Genomic DNA, 18,170 nt, shown 5'->3' on the forward strand with positions numbered 1-18,170 from the left:
CCGGGTGCGGTGGTGCGGACGCGGCGGTGCGGACGCGGCGGGCCGTGAACCTCTAGTTCAGGGTGAACTTCTGGGCCGCGGCGCCGTTGCAGTCCCAGATCTGCAACCGCGTGCCGTTGCCGGTCGCACCGTTCGGCGCGTCCGGACAGCGCCCCGACTGCGGGTTGCGCAGCGAACCGTCCGCCTGCTGCACCCGCGTCTGCCCACCGACCCCGTTGCAGTCCCACAGCTCGACCTGCGCGCCGCTGGCGGTGCCGTTGCCGTTGATGTCCAGGCAGCGGCCGAGCGTGCTCAGCGAGTTGTCGGCGTTGTGGTACCAGTGCTGGTCCAGGGCCCAGGACTGGCAGTCCCACAGCTGGACGGCGGCCGAGTTGCCGCCGGTGTCGTCGGCCGCGACGTCGACGCACGTGCCGCCCGGGACGGCGGTGACGTATCGACCCCGATCCGGAGTTCCGCACCTACTACCACCTCTTCGCCGCCAGGCGGCCCTGGCAGCACGGCTGTATCGACGATCTGCTGCGCGACGTTTCGGACGACAAAACGGCGGACGTCTTGATCACCGACGTCCGGCTGCGTCGCATCCATCACCCCTACGACGGCGGCGCCGACGTCTTCCTCACGACGGCGGAGGAACGGGATCGGATGCGTGATCGGCACGCCGACTGGCTCTCCGGCCACCCGGGCGGTCCGTGACCCGCTCGATCCCCTACCGCCGTCCCGGGACCCGGACGGTACGTCACACGGTGCCGGCCGCGGATCAGGGCAGGTCGGGCCGGTCGGGGCCGCGGTAGGGCAGGGTCCGGCTGTAGACCACGCTGGTGGTCGTGCTGCCGAAGCCGGCCAGTTCGTCCATGAGTGTCTCCAGGTGTTCCATGGAGGTGGCGGCCACCTTGAGGGTGTAGCAGTCGTCGCCGGTGGTGCGCAGGCATTCCAGGATCTCCCGGCGCTCGTCGAGGAGGCGGCGCAGCGGCTGGTGGCGGTTGCCCGGGTACTTGAGGCGGACGACGGCGAGCACGGGGTAGCCGACCTTCGTGAGGTCGACCACGGCGTGGTAGCCGGTGATGACGCCCTGGGCCTCCAGGTGGCGGACGCGTTCCGTGGTGGCGGAGGCGCTGAGGCTGACGCGCCGTCCGAGTTCGCTCAGGGAGATCCGGGCCTCCCGTTGGAGCTCGCCGATGATCGCCCAGTCGGTGTCGTCAAGATTGTCGGCCATTCGGCGAATCTACCGTGGATTCGGTGATCAAACGGCATGAACGCCGGGAGAAGTCCGTTCTCGGCCTCCCTGCCGCCGGGATAGCCTCGCTGTCATGCAACTGGGCGTCAACGTACCGAACTTCGGGCCCGGCACCGATCCGGGTGTGCTGCGCGAGTGGGCGCGGGTCGTGGAGGGGCTGGGCTTCGACCTGCTGATGGTCTCGGACCACGTGACCGTCACGCCGGACGTGGCCGAGCGCTACCCGGAGCCGTTCTTCGAGCCGTTCACCACGCTGTCCTGGCTGGCCGGTGTGACCGTGCGGCTGCGGCTGGGCACGACGGTGCTCGTACTGCCGTACCGTCATCCGCTGCTGGTGGCCCGGATGGCGGCCAACCTCGACATGCTCAGCGGCGGCCGGCTGGTGCTCGGGGTGGGTGTCGGCTGGGCGCGCCGGGAGTTCGATGCGCTCGGGGTGCCGTTCGCCGCGCGGGGTCGGCTGACCGACGAGTACCTGGCGGTCCTGCGCGAGGTGTGGCCTGCCGGGGCCGCGGGCGGGGTGCCGGTCTGGGTGGGCGGCAACAGTGAGGCGGCCGTCCGACGCGCCGTCAGGTTCGGCGACGCGTGGCATCCGCTGCGGGTCGGCCTGCCCCGGCTCCGTGCGGTCGCGGCGGAGCACTCCCTGCCCGGGCTCGCGCCGCGGATCGCCCTGCGGCTGACCTCCGAACGGGTCGACGACCCCGAGCGGCCCGCCGGCGTCGGGAGTATCGAGCAGGTCCTGGACGATCTCGACGCCCTCCGCCGGCTCGGCGCCGAGGCGGTCCTGCTCGACCCGTACCACGGGGACCCGGAGGAGACCCGCCGCCCGCAGGAGGCCTGGCGGGCGCTCAGTGCGGTCGCCGAGCACCGGAGGACGGCATCGTGATCACCTCCGCCGACGAGGCACTGTTGCGGCGCGCGATCGCGATCGCGACCCGCGCCGTCGTCCTGGGCGATGCACCGTACGGTTCCCTTCTGGCCGGCCCGGACGGCACGGTGCTCGCCGAGGCCCACAACACGGTGCGGCGCGACAACGACATCAGCGCCCATCCGGAGCTCAAGCTTGCCCGGTGGGCGGCCCGCGAACTCGATCCCGGCACGGCGGCGCGCACAACGCTGTACACCAGCTGCCAGCCGTGCGGGATGTGCGCCGGCGGCATCCTCCGCTCCGGGCTGGGCCGCGTCGTCTTCGCGCTCTCCACCGAGCAACTCGTCGAACTGAACCCGGAGTCGGGTGCCTGGCCGGTGGTGGCGCAGGACGGTCCGGCGCTGTTCGCGGAGGCCCGCATCCCCGTCGAGGGATACTACGGGCGCTGACGACCGGGCGCTCGCGCGACCACGGGTTACCGGTTCGACGCGCCGACGGGCGGCACGGTACGGTCGCGCCTGACATGCACAGACCGCCGGCCGGGCGGCCGGAACCCGTGGGTGACGGCCGGTCGAGGACCGTCGCCCGCGACACGATCGGCGGGGCCTCGCACCGGGCGGCTGCAGGGGGACGAGGCGGGGGCCGATGGACGTCGGGAAGACCGGGAACGCGGGGGCGCTGGGGGCGGTCGGGCAGGGACGTTACGTCCTGCAGTCACCGCTCGGCGAGGGCGGCATGGGTTCGGTGTTCCGCGCCCACGACACGGTGCTCGGCCGTACCGTCGCGGTGAAGACCCTGCACGCGGACCTGGCGCGCGACCCGTCGTTCCGCGAGCGCTTCCGGCGGGAGGCGCAGCGGGTCGCGGCGCTCAACCACCCGGGCATCGTGGCCGTGCACGACACCGGGGAGGACACCGGGCCGGACGGCGTGGTGCCGTTCATCGTCATGGAGTACGTGCCGGGCCGCTCGGTGCGCGAGCTCGTCCGGGAGCGGGCGACGGATCCGGCCGGACGGACGGTGCCGCTGGACCGTGCGCTGGCCGTCACCGAGGCCGTGCTGGAAGCGCTGGACCATAGCCACGGGCAGGGGCTCGTCCACCGGGACATCAAGCCCGCCAACGTCATGACGACGGACGACGGCACGGTCAAGGTGATGGACTTCGGCATCGCCCTGGCGCTGCAGTCGGACGCCACCGCGATGACCCGCACCGGAACGGTCCTCGGCACGCCCCAGTACCTCTCCCCCGAGCAGGCGCGGGGGAAGCCGGCCGATGCCCGCTCGGACCTGTACTCGGTCGGCTGCATGCTGTTCGAACTGGCCACCGGCAGGGTGCCGTTCGACGGGGAGTCGACGATGGGTGTGCTGTACCAGCACGTCCAGCAGCCGCCGCCGGTGCCGTCCGCCCTCAACGCGTCGCTGTCTCCGGGCGTCGACGCGGTGGTGGCCCGCGCCCTGGTGAAGGACCCCGACGGGCGGTACGCGAGCGCCCGCGCGATGGCGGACGACATCCGCCGGCTGCGCGCCGGTCGGGCCCCGACGGTGGTGGACGGGCTGCACGCCGCCTCCACCGTCACGGCCGGAAGCGTCACGGACGAGGACGTCACGGCCGGGACCGGTCAGGGCGGCACCCCGGGCGGAGCCGCTCCCGGCCGCGGCACGGGGGACTGGTTCACCATACGAACCGGTTCGGCGGACGGTGTCACGACGGACCCGTTCACGGTGGGCCTGCGGTTCGCCGCGCAGGTGCGGCGGGAGCACTCCCGCCGGGTCGCGCGGTATCTCACGGTGTTCGCCCTGGCGGCGGTCCCGGTCGCCGCCATCGTGGTGGCGGCGAGCGTGCTGGGCGGGCAGTTCCTGTTCCCGGGGACCGCCTCCCACACCCCGGACCCGCGCGCGACCGGGCCGTACCTGGGCTGCGATCGGTACGTGTCCCGGGACGGCAGCTTCAGCCCGCCCTCGTTCACCGGCATGTCGGCGGCCGAGGCGCAGACCTGTGCGGAGATCGCCGGCCTCACGGTGGACCGGAAGACGGTCAGCGGCACCAAGAGCAACAAGGACACCGTCACCCGGCAGGAGCCGGACAGCGATCGGACGGTGAAGCGGGGCGCTACCGTCACCATCTGGGTGTCCCAGGGCGGCGATCCGCGGGCGAAGGGCGATCTCGCGATGTGCGAGCTCGAGGAGCGGCACGGCAAGATCTCCACCCCCTGGTTCAAGGGCCGGACGGCGGCCACGGCCCGGGTCTGCGCCGAGATCGCGCACCTGAAGCTGGAGGAGGTCGCCAAGATCCAGGACCCGAACACCCCCGCGGGCCAGGTCTCCCGTCAGGAGCCGGAGTCCGAGGACATCGCGGTCGGCGGCACCGTCAAGGTCTGGATCTCGACCGGCGGCGACCCCCGCGCGGTGGGCGACCTGTCCGGCTGCGACCGCTCGACCGGGGAGAACCCGGTGGCGCCGCTGCTCGAGTACAAGTCCGTGGAGACGGCGCGCGCCTGCGCGGAGATCGGTCGGCTGAAGCTGGAGGAGCAGTCCGTGTCGGACAGCGTCTGGCCGCGCGGCCAGGTCGTGAAGCAGGAGCCGGACAGCGGCAGCCGGATCGACCCGGGCACCACCGTCAAGGTCTGGATCTCGACCGGCCCGTCCTGACGCCCCGCCGCGGCCGCCGTGGTGGGCCGAGCCGCGCCGGCGGTCAGGCGGGTCCGAGGGCGCCGCGGGCGGCGGCGAACAGGCGGTCGCAGCGCTGTGCCATGGCGTCCGCGGTCTGATCGGGGTGTCTGATCCACCAGCGGACCAGGGCGGTGGCGAGGCCGCGCCAGGCGTGGGCGAGCGCGTCCGCGTCGAGGGGGTCGGCGGAGCCCGTGCGGCCGAGGACGTCGAGGGTGCCGGCGGCCGCCATGTCGTCGACGGCGGCGCGGTAGTGGGCTGCGCGGCGGGCGGGTTCGCTGTCGGCGGGCAGTGAGGTGTCGTAGAGGACGAACCAGGCCTCGCGCTGTCCTTCCAGAGCGGTGAAGACGTTGTGCAGCACGCGCAGCGGGGTCTGCGGACCGGTGCCGCCGTCGGCGTCCATGGCGGTGCGGACGGCGGCCAGCAGGCGGTCGCCGACGGGGGTCAGACAGGCGAGGTAGAGGTCCTGTTTGGAGCCGAAGTACTGGTGCAGCAGGGTCTTGGTGACGCCGACGCGGGCCGCGACGGCGGCGACGGAGGTGGCTTCGTAGCCGCGGTGGCCGAACTCCTCGGTGGCCGCGGCGAGGATCTGCCGTTCGCGCTCGGCCCGCGGGACGCCCTTGGTGCCGGGCCGGGAAGGGGGGATTGCCATGCCCTGGATCTTACCCTACGGTAATTTACCGCTTGGTAAGTTCACCGTCGCAGCCGGAGGGACGACCCGTCATGTCCGAGGCCACCACGCCCCGCACGCACCGCACCCGCATCCGCTCCTGGTGGGGCTGGGGCTGGGCCGACGCCCACCCGGACGACGCCGAGTGCATCGCGACGGGTGCCCTCGTCCCCGGCACGCTCGCCCGCCCGCTGCCCCTGCCGAAGGTCGCCGACCTGCGCATCGGCCCGCCGGCCGTGCAGGCCCCGCGCAGCCTGGCGCCCCTGGTCACCGCCGATCCCGAGGACCGGGCCGCCCACGCCATGGGCAAGGCCTTCCGGGACGTGGCCCGTGCCCTGCGCGGCCGCCCCGGCCGGATCCCCGACCTCGTCGCCCGCCCGTCCCGCGACCAGGACGTGGCCGACCTGCTGGAGTGGGCAGGCGGGCACGGCGTGGCAGTGGTCCCCTACGGCGGCGGCTCCTCGGTGGTCGGCGGCGTCGAGTACCGCGGCGACGCGCACCGTGCCGTGCTCTCCCTCGACCTCACCGCCATGGACCGGGTGCTGGAGATCGACACCGTCGGCCGGTCCGCGCTCGTCCAGGCGGGGATCCTCGGCCCGGCCCTGGAGGACCGGCTGCGGCCGCACGGCCTGACGCTGCGCCACTTCCCGCAGAGCTTCGAGTTCTCCACGCTGGGCGGCTGGCTCGCCACCCGGGCGGGCGGACACTACGCGACGGGCCCGACCCACATCGACGACTTCACCCAGTCCCTGCGGGTGGTCACGCCGGCCGGCACCGGCACCTCCTGGCAGCTCCCGGCGTCCGGCGCCGGGCCCTCCCCCGACCGGTTCTTCCTCGGCTCGGAGGGCACCCTCGGCGTCATCACCCAGGCCTGGATGCGCCTGCAGGAGCGCCCCCGCCACAAGGCCTCCGCCGCGGTGGCGTTCACCGACCTCCGGGCCGCGCTGGAGGCCGTCCGCGCCGTCGCCCAGTCCGACCTGGCGCCCGCGAACTGCCGGCTGCTCGACGCCGGCGAGGCCGCGCTCTCCGGTGCCTCCCGCGACGGGTCCGCCGTCCTCGTCCTCGGCTTCGAATCGGCCACCGCGCCGGTCGAGCACCGGCTCGCCCGGGCCGTGGAGCTGGCCCGCGCCCACGGCGCAGTCACCCCGCCCGGCGGCACCGGACCCGGCACCCGGCCTGACGCAGCGTCCGACGCCGCGGTCGGCGCCTGGCGCACCGCCTTCCTGCGGATGCCGTACCTGCGCGACGGCCTCGCCCGGATGGGAGCCGTCGTGGAGACCTTCGAGACGGCGGCCACCTGGGACCGGATCCCGGCCCTGATCGAGGACGTCCGCCGCGAGGTCGGGGCCGCCGCACAGGCGGCCACCGGCCACCCCGCGGTCGTCAACTGCCGCCTCACCCACGTCTACCCCGACGGCGCGGCCCCGTACTTCACCGTCGTCGCCGCCGGCCGGCCGGGCGAGGAGGTGGCCGTCTGGGACGACCTCAAGGCCGTGGCGGCGGAGGTGCTGCACCGCCACCGGGCCACCACCACCCACCACCACGCCGTCGGCCGCGACCACCGCCCCGGCTACGACCGCCAGCGCCCGGAGCCCTTCGCGCTGGCCCTGCGCGCCGCCAAGAACGCCCTCGACCCGCACGGCATCCTCAACCCGGGCGTCCTGCTGGACGCCTGACGTCACCGCATACCCGGGGCCGCCGCCCGCCGTGTCACAGCGGGTCTCCGAGCGGCCCGTACTCCGCCTCCAGGTTCTTCGCCCAGTGGGCGGCGAAGTCGGGCTGCGTGCCGTCGACGTCGGTGAAGCCGTACTCCCGGTACAGGCCCCAGGTGGCCAGGGCGCGGCCGGTCTTGGCCATGACGCCGGGGTCGGCGGCGAGCGCGGCCACCGCCCGGCCCAGGTAGGCCGGGGTCTCGGAGTGGGCGAAGTTCGGATCCTTCGCCGCGCCGTCGATCCAGTTCGCCTCGGTGACGCCGAAGTGCTCCAGCATCGCCTCGGAGCGCAGGAAGCCGGGGGTGATCGCCACGGCCGCGACGCCGTGCGGCTTCAGCTCGGCGGCCTGTGCGACGGCGAGCCGGACGACCGCGGACTTCGCCATGTCGTAGAAGAAGGACCCGCGGTAGCGGGCGGTGTTGCCGTCGGTGACCTCCACGACCAGGCCGCTGCCGCGCGCGACCATCAGCGGCAGCGCGAACCGGCTGGTGACGATGTGGCTCTCCACCGCCCGGCGGAGCAGCCGCAGGCCGGCGTCGAGGTCCTGCTCCCACAGCGGGTGCGCCCAGTCCGTCAGCGGGTCGCCGCCCCAGACCGAGTTGACGAGGACGTCGAGCCGGCCGTCCTGCTCGGCGGCGATCCGCTCGACCAGCGCCCGGACCTCCTCGGGCCGGCTGTGGTCGGTGCGGACGGGGATGCCCAGGCCGCCGGCGGCGGTGACGCGCTCGGCGGTCCCCTCGATGGTCTCCGGGCGGTCGAGGTCGGAGCGGCCGGCGCTGCTGCTGCGGCCGGTGACGTACACCGTGGCGCCGGCGGCGCCGAGTTCGACGGCGATGCCGCGGCCGCCGCCGCGGGTGCCTCCGGCGACCAGGGCCACCTTTCCGGCGAGCGGGCGCGGGTCGGTCGTCATGCTTCCTCCGGGGTGTCGTGGTGGGGGGCGGGGGCGAGGTGCGCGGCGAGCACGGTGCGGAGCTCGGGCGCGATCCGCTCGGCGAGAGTGCCGCTACGCTCCAGCGCCCAGACCAGGCCGGCACCGGCGGTCATCGCCTGCACGGAGCCGGCCAGGGCGGCGGTGTCCGTCCCGGCGCGGAGCTCGCCGGCGGCAACGGCGTCCGCCAGGAGCCGTTCGACCGCCCGGTGCTGCGCGCGGTGCGCGGTCAGGGCGTGCTCGTGGAGCTGCGGATCCGTGAGGTCCGCGCACAGGAGGCCCAGATGGTTGGCGAACCGCTCAGGCGTGTCCATGGGGGCCAGCCACTCCGTGACCAGCGCCGCCAGCGCGTCGAGTGCCGTCTCGTGATCGCCGCGCAGGCGCTCGGGCATCGCGTCGGCGTCCTTCGCGGACTGCCGGGCGAGCGCCGCCAGGAGTCCGCTCTTGGAGCCGAACCGCTGGACGAGGGTGCCGGGCACCAGGCCGACCTCCCGCCCCACGGCGGCCAGCGTCAGCCCGGCCGGGCCGACCCGGCCGATCACCTCGGCGGTCGCGCGCAGGATCGCCAGGTCGTCGATCCCGCGGGGGCGTCCTGCCATCCTCTGCTCTCCTCATTAATAAATGCCTGTTCATTTATTAGAGCGCGCCGACCGGCCCGCGGCAAGCCGAGCCGGCGCGACGGACCCCGGCTGTCGTGTCCACGGCCGTACGAACTATCATCGGCCCGTACAGCGTCCCCTCGGTGGCCGCCGGGCATCACCCGGTCGGCCTCGGCGGCCGAGGACGGCGCATCTCACCGGAGCGGGGCCAGTGAGAGACTTCGGCACAGCCTGTCATCGTCGCGTCCCGAACTTGCCACGCTCTGCAACGACCTGGGAAAACGATGACTCCTCTGTCCGCGCGCGGCCGCGCTGCCGCCACCGCCGCCCTGTCCTCCGTCCTGCTGTTGAGCGCCTGCGGTGCGGGCGGCTCCGGCAAGAACGAAGCGGATCTCCACGACCAGCTCCCCGAGGCCGTCCAGAAGGCCGGCGTGATCCGGATCGGCGCCTCCCTGACCGCCGCACCGGTGGTCTTCCGCGGCTCCGCGGGCCAGCCCGACGGCCTCGACCCGGACCTCGCCACCGCGATGGCCAAGGTCCTCGGCGTCAAGCTCGAGTTCCAGGACGTCGGCCCGTTCAGCAACGTGCTGCCCGGACTGCTCGACAAGAAGTACGACATCGCGATGTCCGGCATCACCGACAACCTCAACCGCCGGCAGGGGCTGGACAAGAACGGCAAGCAGATCAACGACGGCGTCGACTTCGTCGACTACTACATGGCCGGTATCGGCATCATGGTCGGCAAGGGCAACCCCGCGAAGATCGCCAAGGTCGACGACCTGTGCGGGCACGGCGTCACCGTCAAGAAGGGCACCACGCACAACGACCTCGCCCAGCGCCAGAAGTCGGTCTGCGATCAGCTCGGCAAGCCGCTGCAGGTCCTGGAGACGGCGGACGACGCCGCGGCCATGGACAACCTGCGCGCCGGCCGGGCCGACGCCTACGTCACCGACTACCCGAAGGCCCTGTACAACTCCCAGGCCGTCGCCGGCGGCCAGGCCTTCGACATCGCCGGACCGCAGCTCCAGCCCAAGCCGTACGGGATCGCTGTGCGCAAGAGCGACTCGCGTCTGCGCGACGTCCTGGCGAAGGCGATGCGGCGGGTGGTCGCCGACGGCACCTACGACGAGATCCTGACCCGGCGGCAGCTCACCGTGGGCGCCATCCAGAGCCCGGTGGTCAACGGAGGCACCAGCTGAGCCGGCTCCGCGCCCGCCCCGGCCGGTAGCGCCCCCGGCGCGGTCCGGGCCCCGTCCCGCAGTGCGGGACCGGGCCCGCGGCCCGGCTGCCGGATCCGGCTACGCGGCCGGCGTGAGGACGCCGTCCTCGTCCAGGTGGTAACTCCCGCTCGACAGACCCTCGACGGACTTCTTGTCGAGCCACTGCCGGGAGATCCGCCGCAGCACCTTGGACTTCCGCTCCCAGACCATGGAGCGCCCGGCACAGGCGATTCGGACCATCAGCTTGTGCGGGCCCGGAATGGCGGCGTACAGGTCGGGCACCGAGAAATGCAGCAGCGGCCCGGCCGACTCCGGGGTGTTCGCCTGCCTGTCGTACTCCCCGTGGACGATGAACACCGGCACCCGGGGTCAACGGCACTGAAGTCGCCGAGCACACCGGCGGCTACACCGGCTTCGGCGCGGACATCACCGACGCGCTCAAGGGCACCGGCCCGCAGGAGATCGTGGTCGCCGTCACCGACACTGCCGGGGCGAACCAGCCGATCGGCAAGCAGTCGAACTCCCCCGGCGGCATCGTCTACACCCAGTCGTCCGGCATCTGGCAGACCGTCTGGATGGAGCCGGTCGCCACCACCTCGATCGACAGCCTCACCACCACCCCCGACATCGACACCGGCACCCTCGCCGTCACCGTCAACTCCCCCGGCGCGCCCGCCGGGACGATCGTCAAGGCGGTCGCCAAGGACGCCAGGGGCACCACCGTCGGCTCGATCAGCGGCCCCGCCAACACCCTGCTGCGCCTGCCGGTGGTCGACCAGCACCTGTGGACGCCCGACGACCCGTACCTCTACGACCTCAAGGTCACCCTGACCGGCGGAAAGTCCACCGACACCGTCAAGAGCTACTTCGGCATGCGGAAGATCGCCCTCGCCGACGTCGGCGGCTATCGGAAGATCGTCCTCAACGGGAAGCCGATCTTCTCACTCGCCCAACTCGACCAGGGCTTCTGGCCGGACGGCCTCTACACCGCGCCCAGTGACGCCGCGATCGCCTTCGACCTGAAGGCGCAGAAGGACCTGGGCTTCAACGCCGTCCGCAAGCACATCAAGGTCGAGTCGCCGCGCTGGTACTACCAGGCCGACAGGCTGGGCCTGCTGGTCTGGCAGGACTTCGTCTCCGGCGACTACAGCACCGCCGCCGGGCAGCAGGAGTTCATCGACAAGGGCATGGCCGAGATGACGCTGCTGCACAACTCGCCGTCGGTGATCGGCTGGATCGTCTTCAACGAGGGCTGGGGCGAGTGGGACCGCACGGCCACCGGCAACCTGACCGAGGCCGTCCGGGCGGCCGACCCGTCCCGGCTGGTCAACGCCCACAGTGGGGTCAACTGCTGCGCCTCCAAGGGTGATTCCGGCAAGGGCGACATCATCGACCACCACGACTACGGCAACACCGACCCGGCGTTCCCGGACGCCACCCGGGCCGCGATGGACGGCGAGCACGGCGGCTTCACCCTCCGCTCCCCCGGCCACCTGTGGCCCGGCGCCCCGACGGTGATCTACAGCGGCGTGGCCGACAAGGCCGCGCTCACCCAGAAGTACGTGCAGAACACCGAGACCTTCTACCTGGCGGCCGCCGGCGCCGAGCTCTCCGGCTCGGTCTACACCCAGGTCACCGACCTGGAGAACGAACTCAACGGCCTCTGGACGTACGACCGGCGGCAGATCAAGGTCGACACGGCGCAGGTCCGCGCCGTCAACCTGAAGGTCATCGCGGCCGGTGCGAACGCCGGCGCCTGCTCCGAGCTGCACGGCGGCGGCTCCTGGGCACTCGACGAGGGCAGCGGCACCACCGCCGCCGACCAGGGCCCCAACAAGGCCGACCTCGCCCTGACCGGCGGCACCACCTGGGCGCCGGGCGTCAGCGGCAGCGCCCTGAAGTTCAACGGCCAGAGCCAGTACGCGCAGACGGCCGGCCCGGTGCTCGACACCACCAAGAGCTACTCGGTGTCGGCCTGGGTCACCCTGGACGCGCTGCCCGGCAACTACGCCACCGCGGTCAGCCAGGACGGCCGCCGCATCGAGAACCCCTTCTACCTGCAGTACGGCCAGGGGGCGTTCGCCTTCAGCCTGCCCGGCGGCAACCGCGCCCGGCTGCCGATCACCCCGCAGCTCGGCCGCTGGTACCACCTGGTCGGCGTGCACGACGCGGCGAGCGCCACCATCGGGCTGTACGTCGACGGCACCCTCGCCGCCTCCGTCCCGGCGGGCCCGGCCGACGTCGGCACCGGCCCGCTCGCGGTCGGCCGAGCCAAGTACAACGGCCAGAACGGCGACTTCTGGAACGGCTCGGTCGACCTGGTCCACGCCTACGACCGGGCCCTGACCGCGGCGGAGGTGAACGCCCTGCACACCGCCGAGCGGCCCGCCTGACCCCGCACGTACCCGACCCCGGCAGCGCACCCGGCTGCCGGGGCCGGGGCGCGGATCCGCACGCCCTGGCAGCGCTCACGGCACCCGGGAAGCCCCCTCCCCAACGCTCGGGAGCCCGGCATGCGTTGCCCTGACCTGATCCCACGCCGGCCGGTGTTCGCACCGGCACGCCCGTCCGTTCCGGCCGATGCTCCCGCCGGCTGGATCTACGAATGCACCAGGGCCGGCACAGCCACGGACGACTGACGCTCGCACCGATGACCCCCGCGGGCGCCCAGACAATTTGACCGAAGGGATTGGGGGCGCCCCCCCTTGCGCCCCCCGTCGAACGGCCGCACCGCGGCCACCTTCTTGACCGGAATCGTCGATGGCCGGACGTCCCGCGGTACAGTCGTCCGCCAGCCTGGGGTTGGCAGCACGACGTCCGTCAGGCAGCGACATGGCTATGCCATCAAGAGGCGGGCCCCGTCCCCACCTGGGGCTGATCGCTGCTCTTCGGCAGTTCGATGGTCCGGGACGCCTCACGGGCTCGGTCAGACCACGGCGTGGGCCGCAGCGTGGTGCTGTCGAGACGAACGACGGCGCGAGCACCGTGCGCGTGCGTGGTCCTGCCCTCGTCCGAACACACCCGATAGCCTGCGGTGGCCGAAGCGCTGCCCCTGTGCTCCATCCACAGGTGCACCGCGCACTGACCAAGGCCCATCACAGGGATGAGTTCCTCGGGCACTCCGGCCTCGCTCAGGGCCTGCAGGGTCTCCTCGATCACCAGCTGGCTGCCGGGCCCGGTGCCCGGATGGTGGCTGGCGTCCTTCGCCAGCTGCGGCAGCGCGGCGTACGCATCCCATGACGCAGGATCAGATCGACGAGCCGCGCACGCCAGGTCCCTGCCGCCGGTAGCCGTGTATGCCCTGGACCAGCACATGGTCCACGATCGCGAGCATCAGCTCGGTGCGGTTGCGGTAGTGGCGGTACAGGCTGGATGAGTCGGTACCCAGCTCGGCGGCCAGCTTGCGCATGCCCGTTCCGCGTCGGATTGCGTGAGGTGGCTGTTCAGGAACAGCCGCCTGTACCGCCTGACGTCAACCCCCTTGATCCACGAGCCTTTGGTGGCAAGCTTCTTGCCCCAGGCCCACAGTGGAGGATCCGGCGAGGTGATTCCTCGCAGGGCGGTGCGCTGGGTACGGGTCAGCGGGCGATTGAGATCGCGAAGGGTGTGAATCCGGTGGACCGGATGACGTGCGGGACGAAGAGGATCGCGGCCTCTGTGGCGCGGGCGGTCTGGATCCCGCCGAGGTCGCTGATCCAGTCCTTGTGCCAGCCGAGGTCGGTGAGCAGTTCGCGGACGGTCTGCTTGGCCTGGGGGTCCTCGCCGGAGAGGAACGCGGTCGGCGTCTGGGTGAGCGTGGCCGGTGCGGTCATCACCGGGAAGAGCATGGTGTTGAGTGTCTTGACGACGTGCGTTTCGGGGAGTGCGTCCTGGAGCTGTTCGGCGAGGCTTGAGCCGGGGTAGATCAGGTCGGCGGGCAGTCCGTCCGGTCCGTCGGTGGTGGCGTTGGAGACGTCGACGAGGATCTTGCCGCGCAGTTCCTCGTGCAGGGCGACGAGCCGGTCCAGGGATCCGGCGCCCGGGGTGGCGTTGATGACGATGCGGGCCGTGCGGGCGGCGTCGGCGGCTGCGCCCGGCGTGCGGTCGGCGACGGTCACCTCATGCCCGGCCCGGGTGAGGGCTGTGGCCAGGTTGCCGCCGACGCGGCCGTTTCCGAGAACGGCGATCGTGGTCATGGTGATGTGGTCCTTTCGTGGGTGCGGTTGTGGTGCGCGGTCAGCGCGAGAGCGTGGCGACGGCTTCGGCGTGGACGCCGGGCGCGGCGGCCAGGAAGCTTTCGCTCTGCGGGGTCCAGGGGCGGCCCTCGGCGTCGGAGATCCGTCCGCCGGCCTCGGTGACGAGCAGCGCCCCGGGCAGCAGGTCCGCGCGGGCGCCGGCGAACTGCCAGAAGGCGTCGGTCCGGCCGGCGGCCACGTTCAGCAGGTGCAGGGTCGCGGGCACGGAGGTGCGGACGACGAGCGCGTCGAAGAGCATCGCGGTGATCGAGGAGCCGACGCGTCGCACGACCTTCTCGTCCTCGTCCGGCCGGGCCTGGCTGGTGGCCACGATGCTCAGGCCGAGGTCCGCAGTGGGGGAGACATGCAGCGGCCGGCCGTCGAGGTGGGCGCCCGCGCCGGTGAGCGCGGTGTAGGTCTCGCCGGTCAACGGCAGGTGGACCACGGTGAGCACGGGCTGGTTGTCGCGCACGAGGGTGGCGGTCACCGCCCACTCGGGCAGGGCGTGCAGGTGGTTGACGTTACCTTCGGCCGGATCAACGACCCACCATTCGCCGGGCGGCAGCGCCCCGCCGTCCAGCTCGTCCTCCACCCAGCCGGCGTCCGGGCGCAGGCTCGTGAGGCGCGGGCGCAGGATGTCGAGGGCCGTCTCGTCGTTGGCGGCGAGGGCGCGCATCAGCTCTTCGCGGGTCTGGTAGCGGACCACCTCGCCGAAGCGCTCGCGCAGCGCCGAACCCGCCTCACGCACGGCGTTCGCGGTCTGGGCGAGCAGGTCGGCGTCGGAGGCGGCGACTGCGGTGGTCTGAAGCATTTCGGACATGGTGGTACTCCCGTCTGAGGAGGGGTGCTGAGGCCGGTCGAGGGCCGAACTGCGCGTTACTTCTTGCGCTTTCGCCTCAACGGTATGCAGCCCGGCAATTAACTTCAACTGCATGTCAGGCACGCCAAGGATTACTCGCATGCAATTGGATCTGAACCTGCTCGCCGCGCTCGACGCGCTGCTGGAGGAGGGCAGTGTGGCCGGGGCGGCGGCGCGCCTGCATGTCACCGCCCCCGCGATGAGCCGGAGTCCGGGCCGGATTCGGCGCACGACCGGGGATCAGATCCCGGTGCGCACCGGCCCCACGATGACTCCGACGCCGTATGCGATCGCCGTCCGGGAACAGGTGCACGAGCTGTTGCACCAGGTCCAGGGGGCGCTGGCACCGAGCGAACTCGATCTGGTACACGACGACGCCGTCATTTGGCAGCGACATCTGCACCGCTGCTGATCACCAACTGCCGCCGGAACCAGTCGACCAACGCTGTTCCTGGAGATCGACGAAGTCGCACACGGGTTCACCGCTCGGGGCCGCCCGTCCGGCCAAACGAGAGCCGGCGCTGGAGTCCATCAGGTCGTCGACGGCCCTGGCGACGGCGCCCTCGGCAACGTGTTCGCGATCCAGCGGATCACCGCGGAGAACACCACCCTCAAGCAGCGCGTTCGTCAGCTCGCCACCGACAACCGCACCTTGGAGGAACGCCCGAAGGCCGTTCGCTCCAACCTGCGCTTCCAAGACCGCCGCGTCGCCGGCCTGGAGGTCAGACTCGTCGATCCGACCGCGATCACTGGACCTCGACGCTCCGCTTCGTCCGAACCTGCGGTCAGGCCACCGGACCCAGCGGCCAGGCCGGGTCGGCGAACGACCGGGTTCGCGGCACGAGAGTGCGTTCGGCGGTCGCGTGTTCAGCAGTGCGATCGGTCGGGGTGGCGCAGCAAAGCGAGCGTTCCGAGTGAGAGGCCGGCGATCAGCAGCAGGTCCGCCAGGCCGACCGGCTCTTCGTCGGAAGCGCGCCCGTGCCGTCGGCGCGGCGGCAGCGTGTTCCCGTTGACTCCATCCCCCCTCCGGCGATCTCGCTCACTCGGTCGACTCCTGGCCGATGAGCAGGTCGAGCAGGCTGGCGGGGGCGTCGTCGCCGAAGATGAGCTGGTGGTTCTTGTCGGATTCGGCGGCGAACTGGGCACTGCGGGGGAAGAGGGCCTGCTCGTACTCCGCAAGGGCGGCTTCGACGTCGTCGGGATGTGCGGCGATGGCTTTGCCGAGTTCGGCGCCGTCGAACATGGCGAGGTTGGCGCCCTCTCCGGCGAACGGTGACATGAGGTGGGCGGCGTCGCCCAGCAGCGTCACTCCGGGAACGCGGTCCCAGCGGTGGCCGATCGGCAGGGCGTTGATCGGGCGCGGAGCGAGGGCGGTTTCCCCGTCCGTGATGAGTGCGGTGAGTTCAGGTGCCCATCCGGTGAATTCTGCCGCGACGTGGGCTGCCGCCGTTTCGGGGCTGGCGAGGATGGCGGCGATCCAGTCCTGCGGCTTGTTGAGCGCGACGTAGGTGTGAAGAACGGCGTCGGCCTCGCGGTGGCCGAGGATTCCCTTGCCGGCTGCGACGGCGAACAGGGAACCGTCGCCGGCGGCCTTGGCCGCTGCGGGGTGGCGCTGGTCGGCGTCGTACAGGTAGGTCTCGATGAACGACGTGCCGACGTACTCGGGCTTCGCGTCGGAGAGCAGCGGCCGGATCCTCGACCAGGCGCCGTCCGCGCCGACGAGGAGGCCGGTCGTCACGGTTGGCCCGTGGGCGAAGGTCAGCTCGTGCCTACCGTCTCCGAGGGGGCGGACACCGGTGAGCTTGTGTCCCCACTGGATCGTCTCGTCGGGCAGCGAGTTGATCAGGATCCGACGCAGTTCTCCGCGGAGCACCTCGGGGCGACCGCCTGTGCCGTCGTCGGGCTGGTCGAGCAGGACCGCGCCGTGCTGGTCGAGCACGCGCAGGGCCTGGCCGCCTTCGTGGATGATCGCGCGGAACTCGTCGGTGAGGCCGGCCGCTTCGAGGGCGAGCCGCCCGTTGTACTCGTGGATGTCGAGCTGACCGCCCTGCGTGCGGGCGTCCGCCGATGTCTCGGCTTCGTAGATGGTCGCGGGGATGCCGTGCAGGTGCAGGACTCGTGCGAGGGTCAGGCCGCCGAGCCCGGCGCCGACGATCGTGACGGGAGTGGTCATGGTGGTTTCCCTTTCGCTTGGACACCGCTCTACTGCGATACGGTGTTCGCAGTATCGGCATCACGATAGCACTACTGCGAACAGTGGGCGCAGTAGTGAGGAGGAAACCGATGAACGACGCTCACACGGTGATCTGGAACCGGCCGGAGCGGGCCGCCAAAGGCCCCGCACCCTCACGCACCCGGGCGGAGATCACCGCCGCCGCCATCGCGATCGCCGACGCCGAGGGCATCGAGGCACTGTCCATGCGGCGCGTCGCCAAGGAACTGGGAACGGGCACGGCCTCGCTCTACCGCTACCTGGCGTCCAGGGACGACCTGCTCGACCTCATGCTCGACGCCGTAGCGGCCGAGGACGGCGGCCTGCCTGCCCCCACCGGTGACTGGCGCAGCGACCTGCGAGGCCTGGCCCATCGTTCCCGGGCCACCTTCCACCGGCATCCCTGGATGACCTCCCTCGCAGCAGGGCGCCCATCGCTTGGACCGAACTCCCTCGATGCCATCGAACACGCACTCGCCGCCCTCGATCCCCTCGGCTTCGATATCGACGTCATGATCACCGTCGTCGACACGCTGCAGGCCTTCGTCCGCGGTTACGCGATCGGCGAGCTCGCCCAACAGGAAGCCGTCCGACGCTCCGGAGTCGGCATCCAGGAATGGATGGACGCCCACGCGCCCTACCTCGACAAAGTCGTCAAGAGCGGGCGCCATCCACTCCTCGCCCAGGTCATTCGCGATGCCGAGCTGCCCCACGCGGCCGACAGGGCCGAGCGCGGGTTCGAACTGGGACTCGAACGACTCCTCGACGGATGGGAGGCCAACCTCCCGGTCCGGCCCTGACGGTCCGGCAGCGTCACCTGGCGGTTCATCGGGGAACTCCACACCCCGACGCCGGCCTCCGCGCGCCGAACCCGCGACGCAACGCGATTCCCCGAAACGACCCGCCAGGGCTTGCACGGATCGGCGGACGCCCCGTCGTATCTGCTTGTTGGCCAGCTCGGCGAACCAGCCCCGGGGGGAAGTCGATCCACTA

Annotated in this window: 17 protein-coding genes and 3 pseudogenes; 9 read left to right on the forward strand and 11 right to left on the reverse strand. The window is 72.1% G+C overall.

All coding sequences use genetic code 11. The features are described 5' to 3' along the window. Positions 1–52: 52 nt before the first annotated feature. Positions 53–418 (reverse strand): annotated as a pseudogene (locus tag AB0P35_RS32405) (RICIN domain-containing protein); the annotation flags it as partial. 134 nt (positions 419–552) lie between these two features. Between AB0P35_RS32405 and AB0P35_RS32410 the strand changes: the two are divergent. After that, a complete protein-coding gene (locus AB0P35_RS32410) occupies positions 553–693 on the forward strand; it encodes a hypothetical protein (protein WP_363518049.1) in 141 nt (46 codons plus the stop codon). 64 nt (positions 694–757) lie between these two features. Here AB0P35_RS32410 and AB0P35_RS32415 read toward each other — a convergent pair whose 3' ends face one another. Next, positions 758–1,213 (reverse strand): Lrp/AsnC family transcriptional regulator, encoded by a 456-nt coding sequence (locus tag AB0P35_RS32415; protein WP_363518051.1) that lies wholly within the window; start codon positions 1,211–1,213, stop codon positions 758–760. Positions 1,214–1,307: 94 nt separating this feature from the next. Between AB0P35_RS32415 and AB0P35_RS32420 the strand changes: the two genes are divergently transcribed. The 3 genes from AB0P35_RS32420 to AB0P35_RS32430 all read left to right on the forward strand — a co-directional run bounded on the left by AB0P35_RS32420 (position 1,308) and on the right by AB0P35_RS32430 (position 4,745). Further along, positions 1,308–2,117, forward strand: coding sequence for an LLM class flavin-dependent oxidoreductase (locus AB0P35_RS32420; RefSeq protein WP_363518053.1), 810 nt, complete (start codon positions 1,308–1,310; stop codon positions 2,115–2,117). Continuing rightward, a complete protein-coding gene (locus tag AB0P35_RS32425) occupies positions 2,114–2,548 on the forward strand; it encodes a nucleoside deaminase (RefSeq protein ID WP_363518055.1) in 435 nt (144 codons plus the stop codon). Before AB0P35_RS32420 ends, AB0P35_RS32425 begins: the two co-directional genes overlap by 4 nt. 196 nt (positions 2,549–2,744) lie before the next feature. Beyond that, positions 2,745–4,745, forward strand: coding sequence for a PASTA domain-containing protein (locus AB0P35_RS32430; RefSeq protein ID WP_363518057.1), 2,001 nt, complete (start codon positions 2,745–2,747; stop codon positions 4,743–4,745). A gap of 43 nt (positions 4,746–4,788) precedes the next feature. Here AB0P35_RS32430 and AB0P35_RS32435 read toward each other — a convergent pair whose 3' ends face one another. Continuing rightward, the gene (locus AB0P35_RS32435) at positions 4,789–5,415 is read right to left on the reverse strand and encodes a TetR/AcrR family transcriptional regulator (protein ID WP_363518059.1); all 627 of its coding nucleotides are present in this window, start codon (positions 5,413–5,415) and stop codon (positions 4,789–4,791) included. 71 nt (positions 5,416–5,486) lie between these two features. On the opposite strand from AB0P35_RS32435, the gene AB0P35_RS32440 reads away from it, so the two are divergent. Then, on the forward strand, positions 5,487–7,109 hold the full coding sequence (locus AB0P35_RS32440; protein WP_363518061.1) for an FAD-binding oxidoreductase: 1,623 nt from the start codon (positions 5,487–5,489) through the stop codon (positions 7,107–7,109). A 34-nt stretch (positions 7,110–7,143) separates the two neighbouring features. On the opposite strand, the gene AB0P35_RS32445 is transcribed toward AB0P35_RS32440, so the two are convergent. Together AB0P35_RS32445 and AB0P35_RS32450 are read right to left on the reverse strand one after the other, a co-directional pair. Further along, positions 7,144–8,055 (reverse strand): SDR family oxidoreductase, encoded by a 912-nt coding sequence (locus AB0P35_RS32445; protein WP_363518063.1) that lies wholly within the window; start codon positions 8,053–8,055, stop codon positions 7,144–7,146. Further along, the gene (locus tag AB0P35_RS32450) at positions 8,052–8,672 is read right to left on the reverse strand and encodes a helix-turn-helix domain-containing protein (RefSeq protein ID WP_363518065.1); all 621 of its coding nucleotides are present in this window, start codon (positions 8,670–8,672) and stop codon (positions 8,052–8,054) included. Before AB0P35_RS32450 ends, AB0P35_RS32445 begins: the two co-directional genes overlap by 4 nt. A gap of 284 nt (positions 8,673–8,956) precedes the next feature. Between AB0P35_RS32450 and AB0P35_RS32455 the strand changes: the two genes are divergently transcribed. Then, entirely contained in the window at positions 8,957–9,871 is a 915-nt protein-coding gene (locus tag AB0P35_RS32455) for an ABC transporter substrate-binding protein (protein ID WP_363518067.1), read from the forward strand. A gap of 99 nt (positions 9,872–9,970) precedes the next feature. Here the strand turns inward: AB0P35_RS32455 and AB0P35_RS32460 are convergent, their stop codons facing one another. Continuing rightward, positions 9,971–10,249 (reverse strand): hypothetical protein, encoded by a 279-nt coding sequence (locus AB0P35_RS32460; RefSeq protein WP_363518069.1) that lies wholly within the window; start codon positions 10,247–10,249, stop codon positions 9,971–9,973. An 11-nt stretch (positions 10,250–10,260) separates the two neighbouring features. Between AB0P35_RS32460 and AB0P35_RS32465 the strand changes: the two are divergent. After that, a pseudogene (locus tag AB0P35_RS32465) lies at positions 10,261–12,285 on the forward strand (LamG-like jellyroll fold domain-containing protein); the annotation flags it as partial. Positions 12,286–13,139: 854 nt separating this feature from the next. Here the strand turns inward: AB0P35_RS32465 and AB0P35_RS32470 are convergent. From AB0P35_RS32470 to AB0P35_RS32480, 3 genes are all read right to left on the reverse strand, one after another. Next, a complete protein-coding gene (locus AB0P35_RS32470) occupies positions 13,140–13,301 on the reverse strand; it encodes a TetR family transcriptional regulator (RefSeq protein ID WP_363518071.1) in 162 nt (53 codons plus the stop codon). A gap of 169 nt (positions 13,302–13,470) precedes the next feature. Continuing rightward, positions 13,471–14,067 carry an NAD(P)-binding domain-containing protein gene (locus tag AB0P35_RS32475; protein WP_363518073.1) on the reverse strand — a complete coding sequence of 199 codons (597 nt, stop codon included), beginning with the start codon at positions 14,065–14,067 and terminating at the stop codon, positions 13,471–13,473. A gap of 40 nt (positions 14,068–14,107) precedes the next feature. Then, positions 14,108–14,926 carry a 3'(2'),5'-bisphosphate nucleotidase CysQ gene (locus tag AB0P35_RS32480; RefSeq protein WP_363518075.1) on the reverse strand — a complete coding sequence of 273 codons (819 nt, stop codon included), beginning with the start codon at positions 14,924–14,926 and terminating at the stop codon, positions 14,108–14,110. 139 nt (positions 14,927–15,065) lie between these two features. On the opposite strand from AB0P35_RS32480, the pseudogene AB0P35_RS32485 reads away from it, so the two are divergent. Further along, a pseudogene (locus AB0P35_RS32485) lies at positions 15,066–15,329 on the forward strand (LysR family transcriptional regulator); the annotation flags it as partial. A gap of 48 nt (positions 15,330–15,377) precedes the next feature. On the opposite strand, the gene AB0P35_RS32490 reads toward AB0P35_RS32485, so the two are convergent. Then, positions 15,378–15,662, reverse strand: a complete 285-nt coding sequence (locus AB0P35_RS32490; protein WP_363518077.1) for a hypothetical protein — start codon at positions 15,660–15,662, stop codon at positions 15,378–15,380. 342 nt (positions 15,663–16,004) lie between these two features. Beyond that, positions 16,005–17,138 carry an NAD(P)/FAD-dependent oxidoreductase gene (locus AB0P35_RS32495; protein ID WP_363518079.1) on the reverse strand — a complete coding sequence of 378 codons (1,134 nt, stop codon included), beginning with the start codon at positions 17,136–17,138 and terminating at the stop codon, positions 16,005–16,007. Positions 17,139–17,248: 110 nt separating this feature from the next. On the opposite strand from AB0P35_RS32495, the gene AB0P35_RS32500 reads away from it, so the two are divergent. Next, entirely contained in the window at positions 17,249–17,977 is a 729-nt protein-coding gene (locus tag AB0P35_RS32500) for a TetR/AcrR family transcriptional regulator C-terminal domain-containing protein (protein ID WP_363518081.1), read from the forward strand. Positions 17,978–18,170: the final 193 nt, after the last annotated feature.

This window comes from Kitasatospora sp. NPDC085879 (genome assembly GCF_040686255.1).
Taxonomy (GTDB): Bacteria; Actinomycetota; Actinomycetes; order Streptomycetales; family Streptomycetaceae; genus Kitasatospora.

Bases quoted from the DNA above. Each gene is read 5' to 3' on its own strand.
- AB0P35_RS32445 (WP_363518063.1), bottom strand. From the start codon at position 8,055: ATGACGACCGACCCGCGCCCGCTCGCCGGAAAGGTGGCCCTGGTCGCC.
- AB0P35_RS32415 (WP_363518051.1), bottom strand. From the start codon at position 1,213: ATGGCCGACAATCTTGACGACACCGACTGGGCGATCATCGGCGAGCTC.
- AB0P35_RS32430 (WP_363518057.1), top strand. From the start codon at position 2,745: ATGGACGTCGGGAAGACCGGGAACGCGGGGGCGCTGGGGGCGGTCGGG.
- AB0P35_RS32475 (WP_363518073.1), bottom strand. From the start codon at position 14,067: ATGACCACGATCGCCGTTCTCGGAAACGGCCGCGTCGGCGGCAACCTG.
- AB0P35_RS32500 (WP_363518081.1), top strand. From the start codon at position 17,249: ATGAACGACGCTCACACGGTGATCTGGAACCGGCCGGAGCGGGCCGCC.
- AB0P35_RS32480 (WP_363518075.1), bottom strand. From the start codon at position 14,926: ATGTCCGAAATGCTTCAGACCACCGCAGTCGCCGCCTCCGACGCCGAC.
- AB0P35_RS32435 (WP_363518059.1), bottom strand. From the start codon at position 5,415: ATGGCAATCCCCCCTTCCCGGCCCGGCACCAAGGGCGTCCCGCGGGCC.
- AB0P35_RS32495 (WP_363518079.1), bottom strand. From the start codon at position 17,138: ATGACCACTCCCGTCACGATCGTCGGCGCCGGGCTCGGCGGCCTGACC.
- AB0P35_RS32450 (WP_363518065.1), bottom strand. From the start codon at position 8,672: ATGGCAGGACGCCCCCGCGGGATCGACGACCTGGCGATCCTGCGCGCG.
- AB0P35_RS32440 (WP_363518061.1), top strand. From the start codon at position 5,487: ATGTCCGAGGCCACCACGCCCCGCACGCACCGCACCCGCATCCGCTCC.
- AB0P35_RS32470 (WP_363518071.1), bottom strand. From the start codon at position 13,301: ATGCGCAAGCTGGCCGCCGAGCTGGGTACCGACTCATCCAGCCTGTAC.
- AB0P35_RS32420 (WP_363518053.1), top strand. From the start codon at position 1,308: ATGCAACTGGGCGTCAACGTACCGAACTTCGGGCCCGGCACCGATCCG.
- AB0P35_RS32455 (WP_363518067.1), top strand. From the start codon at position 8,957: ATGACTCCTCTGTCCGCGCGCGGCCGCGCTGCCGCCACCGCCGCCCTG.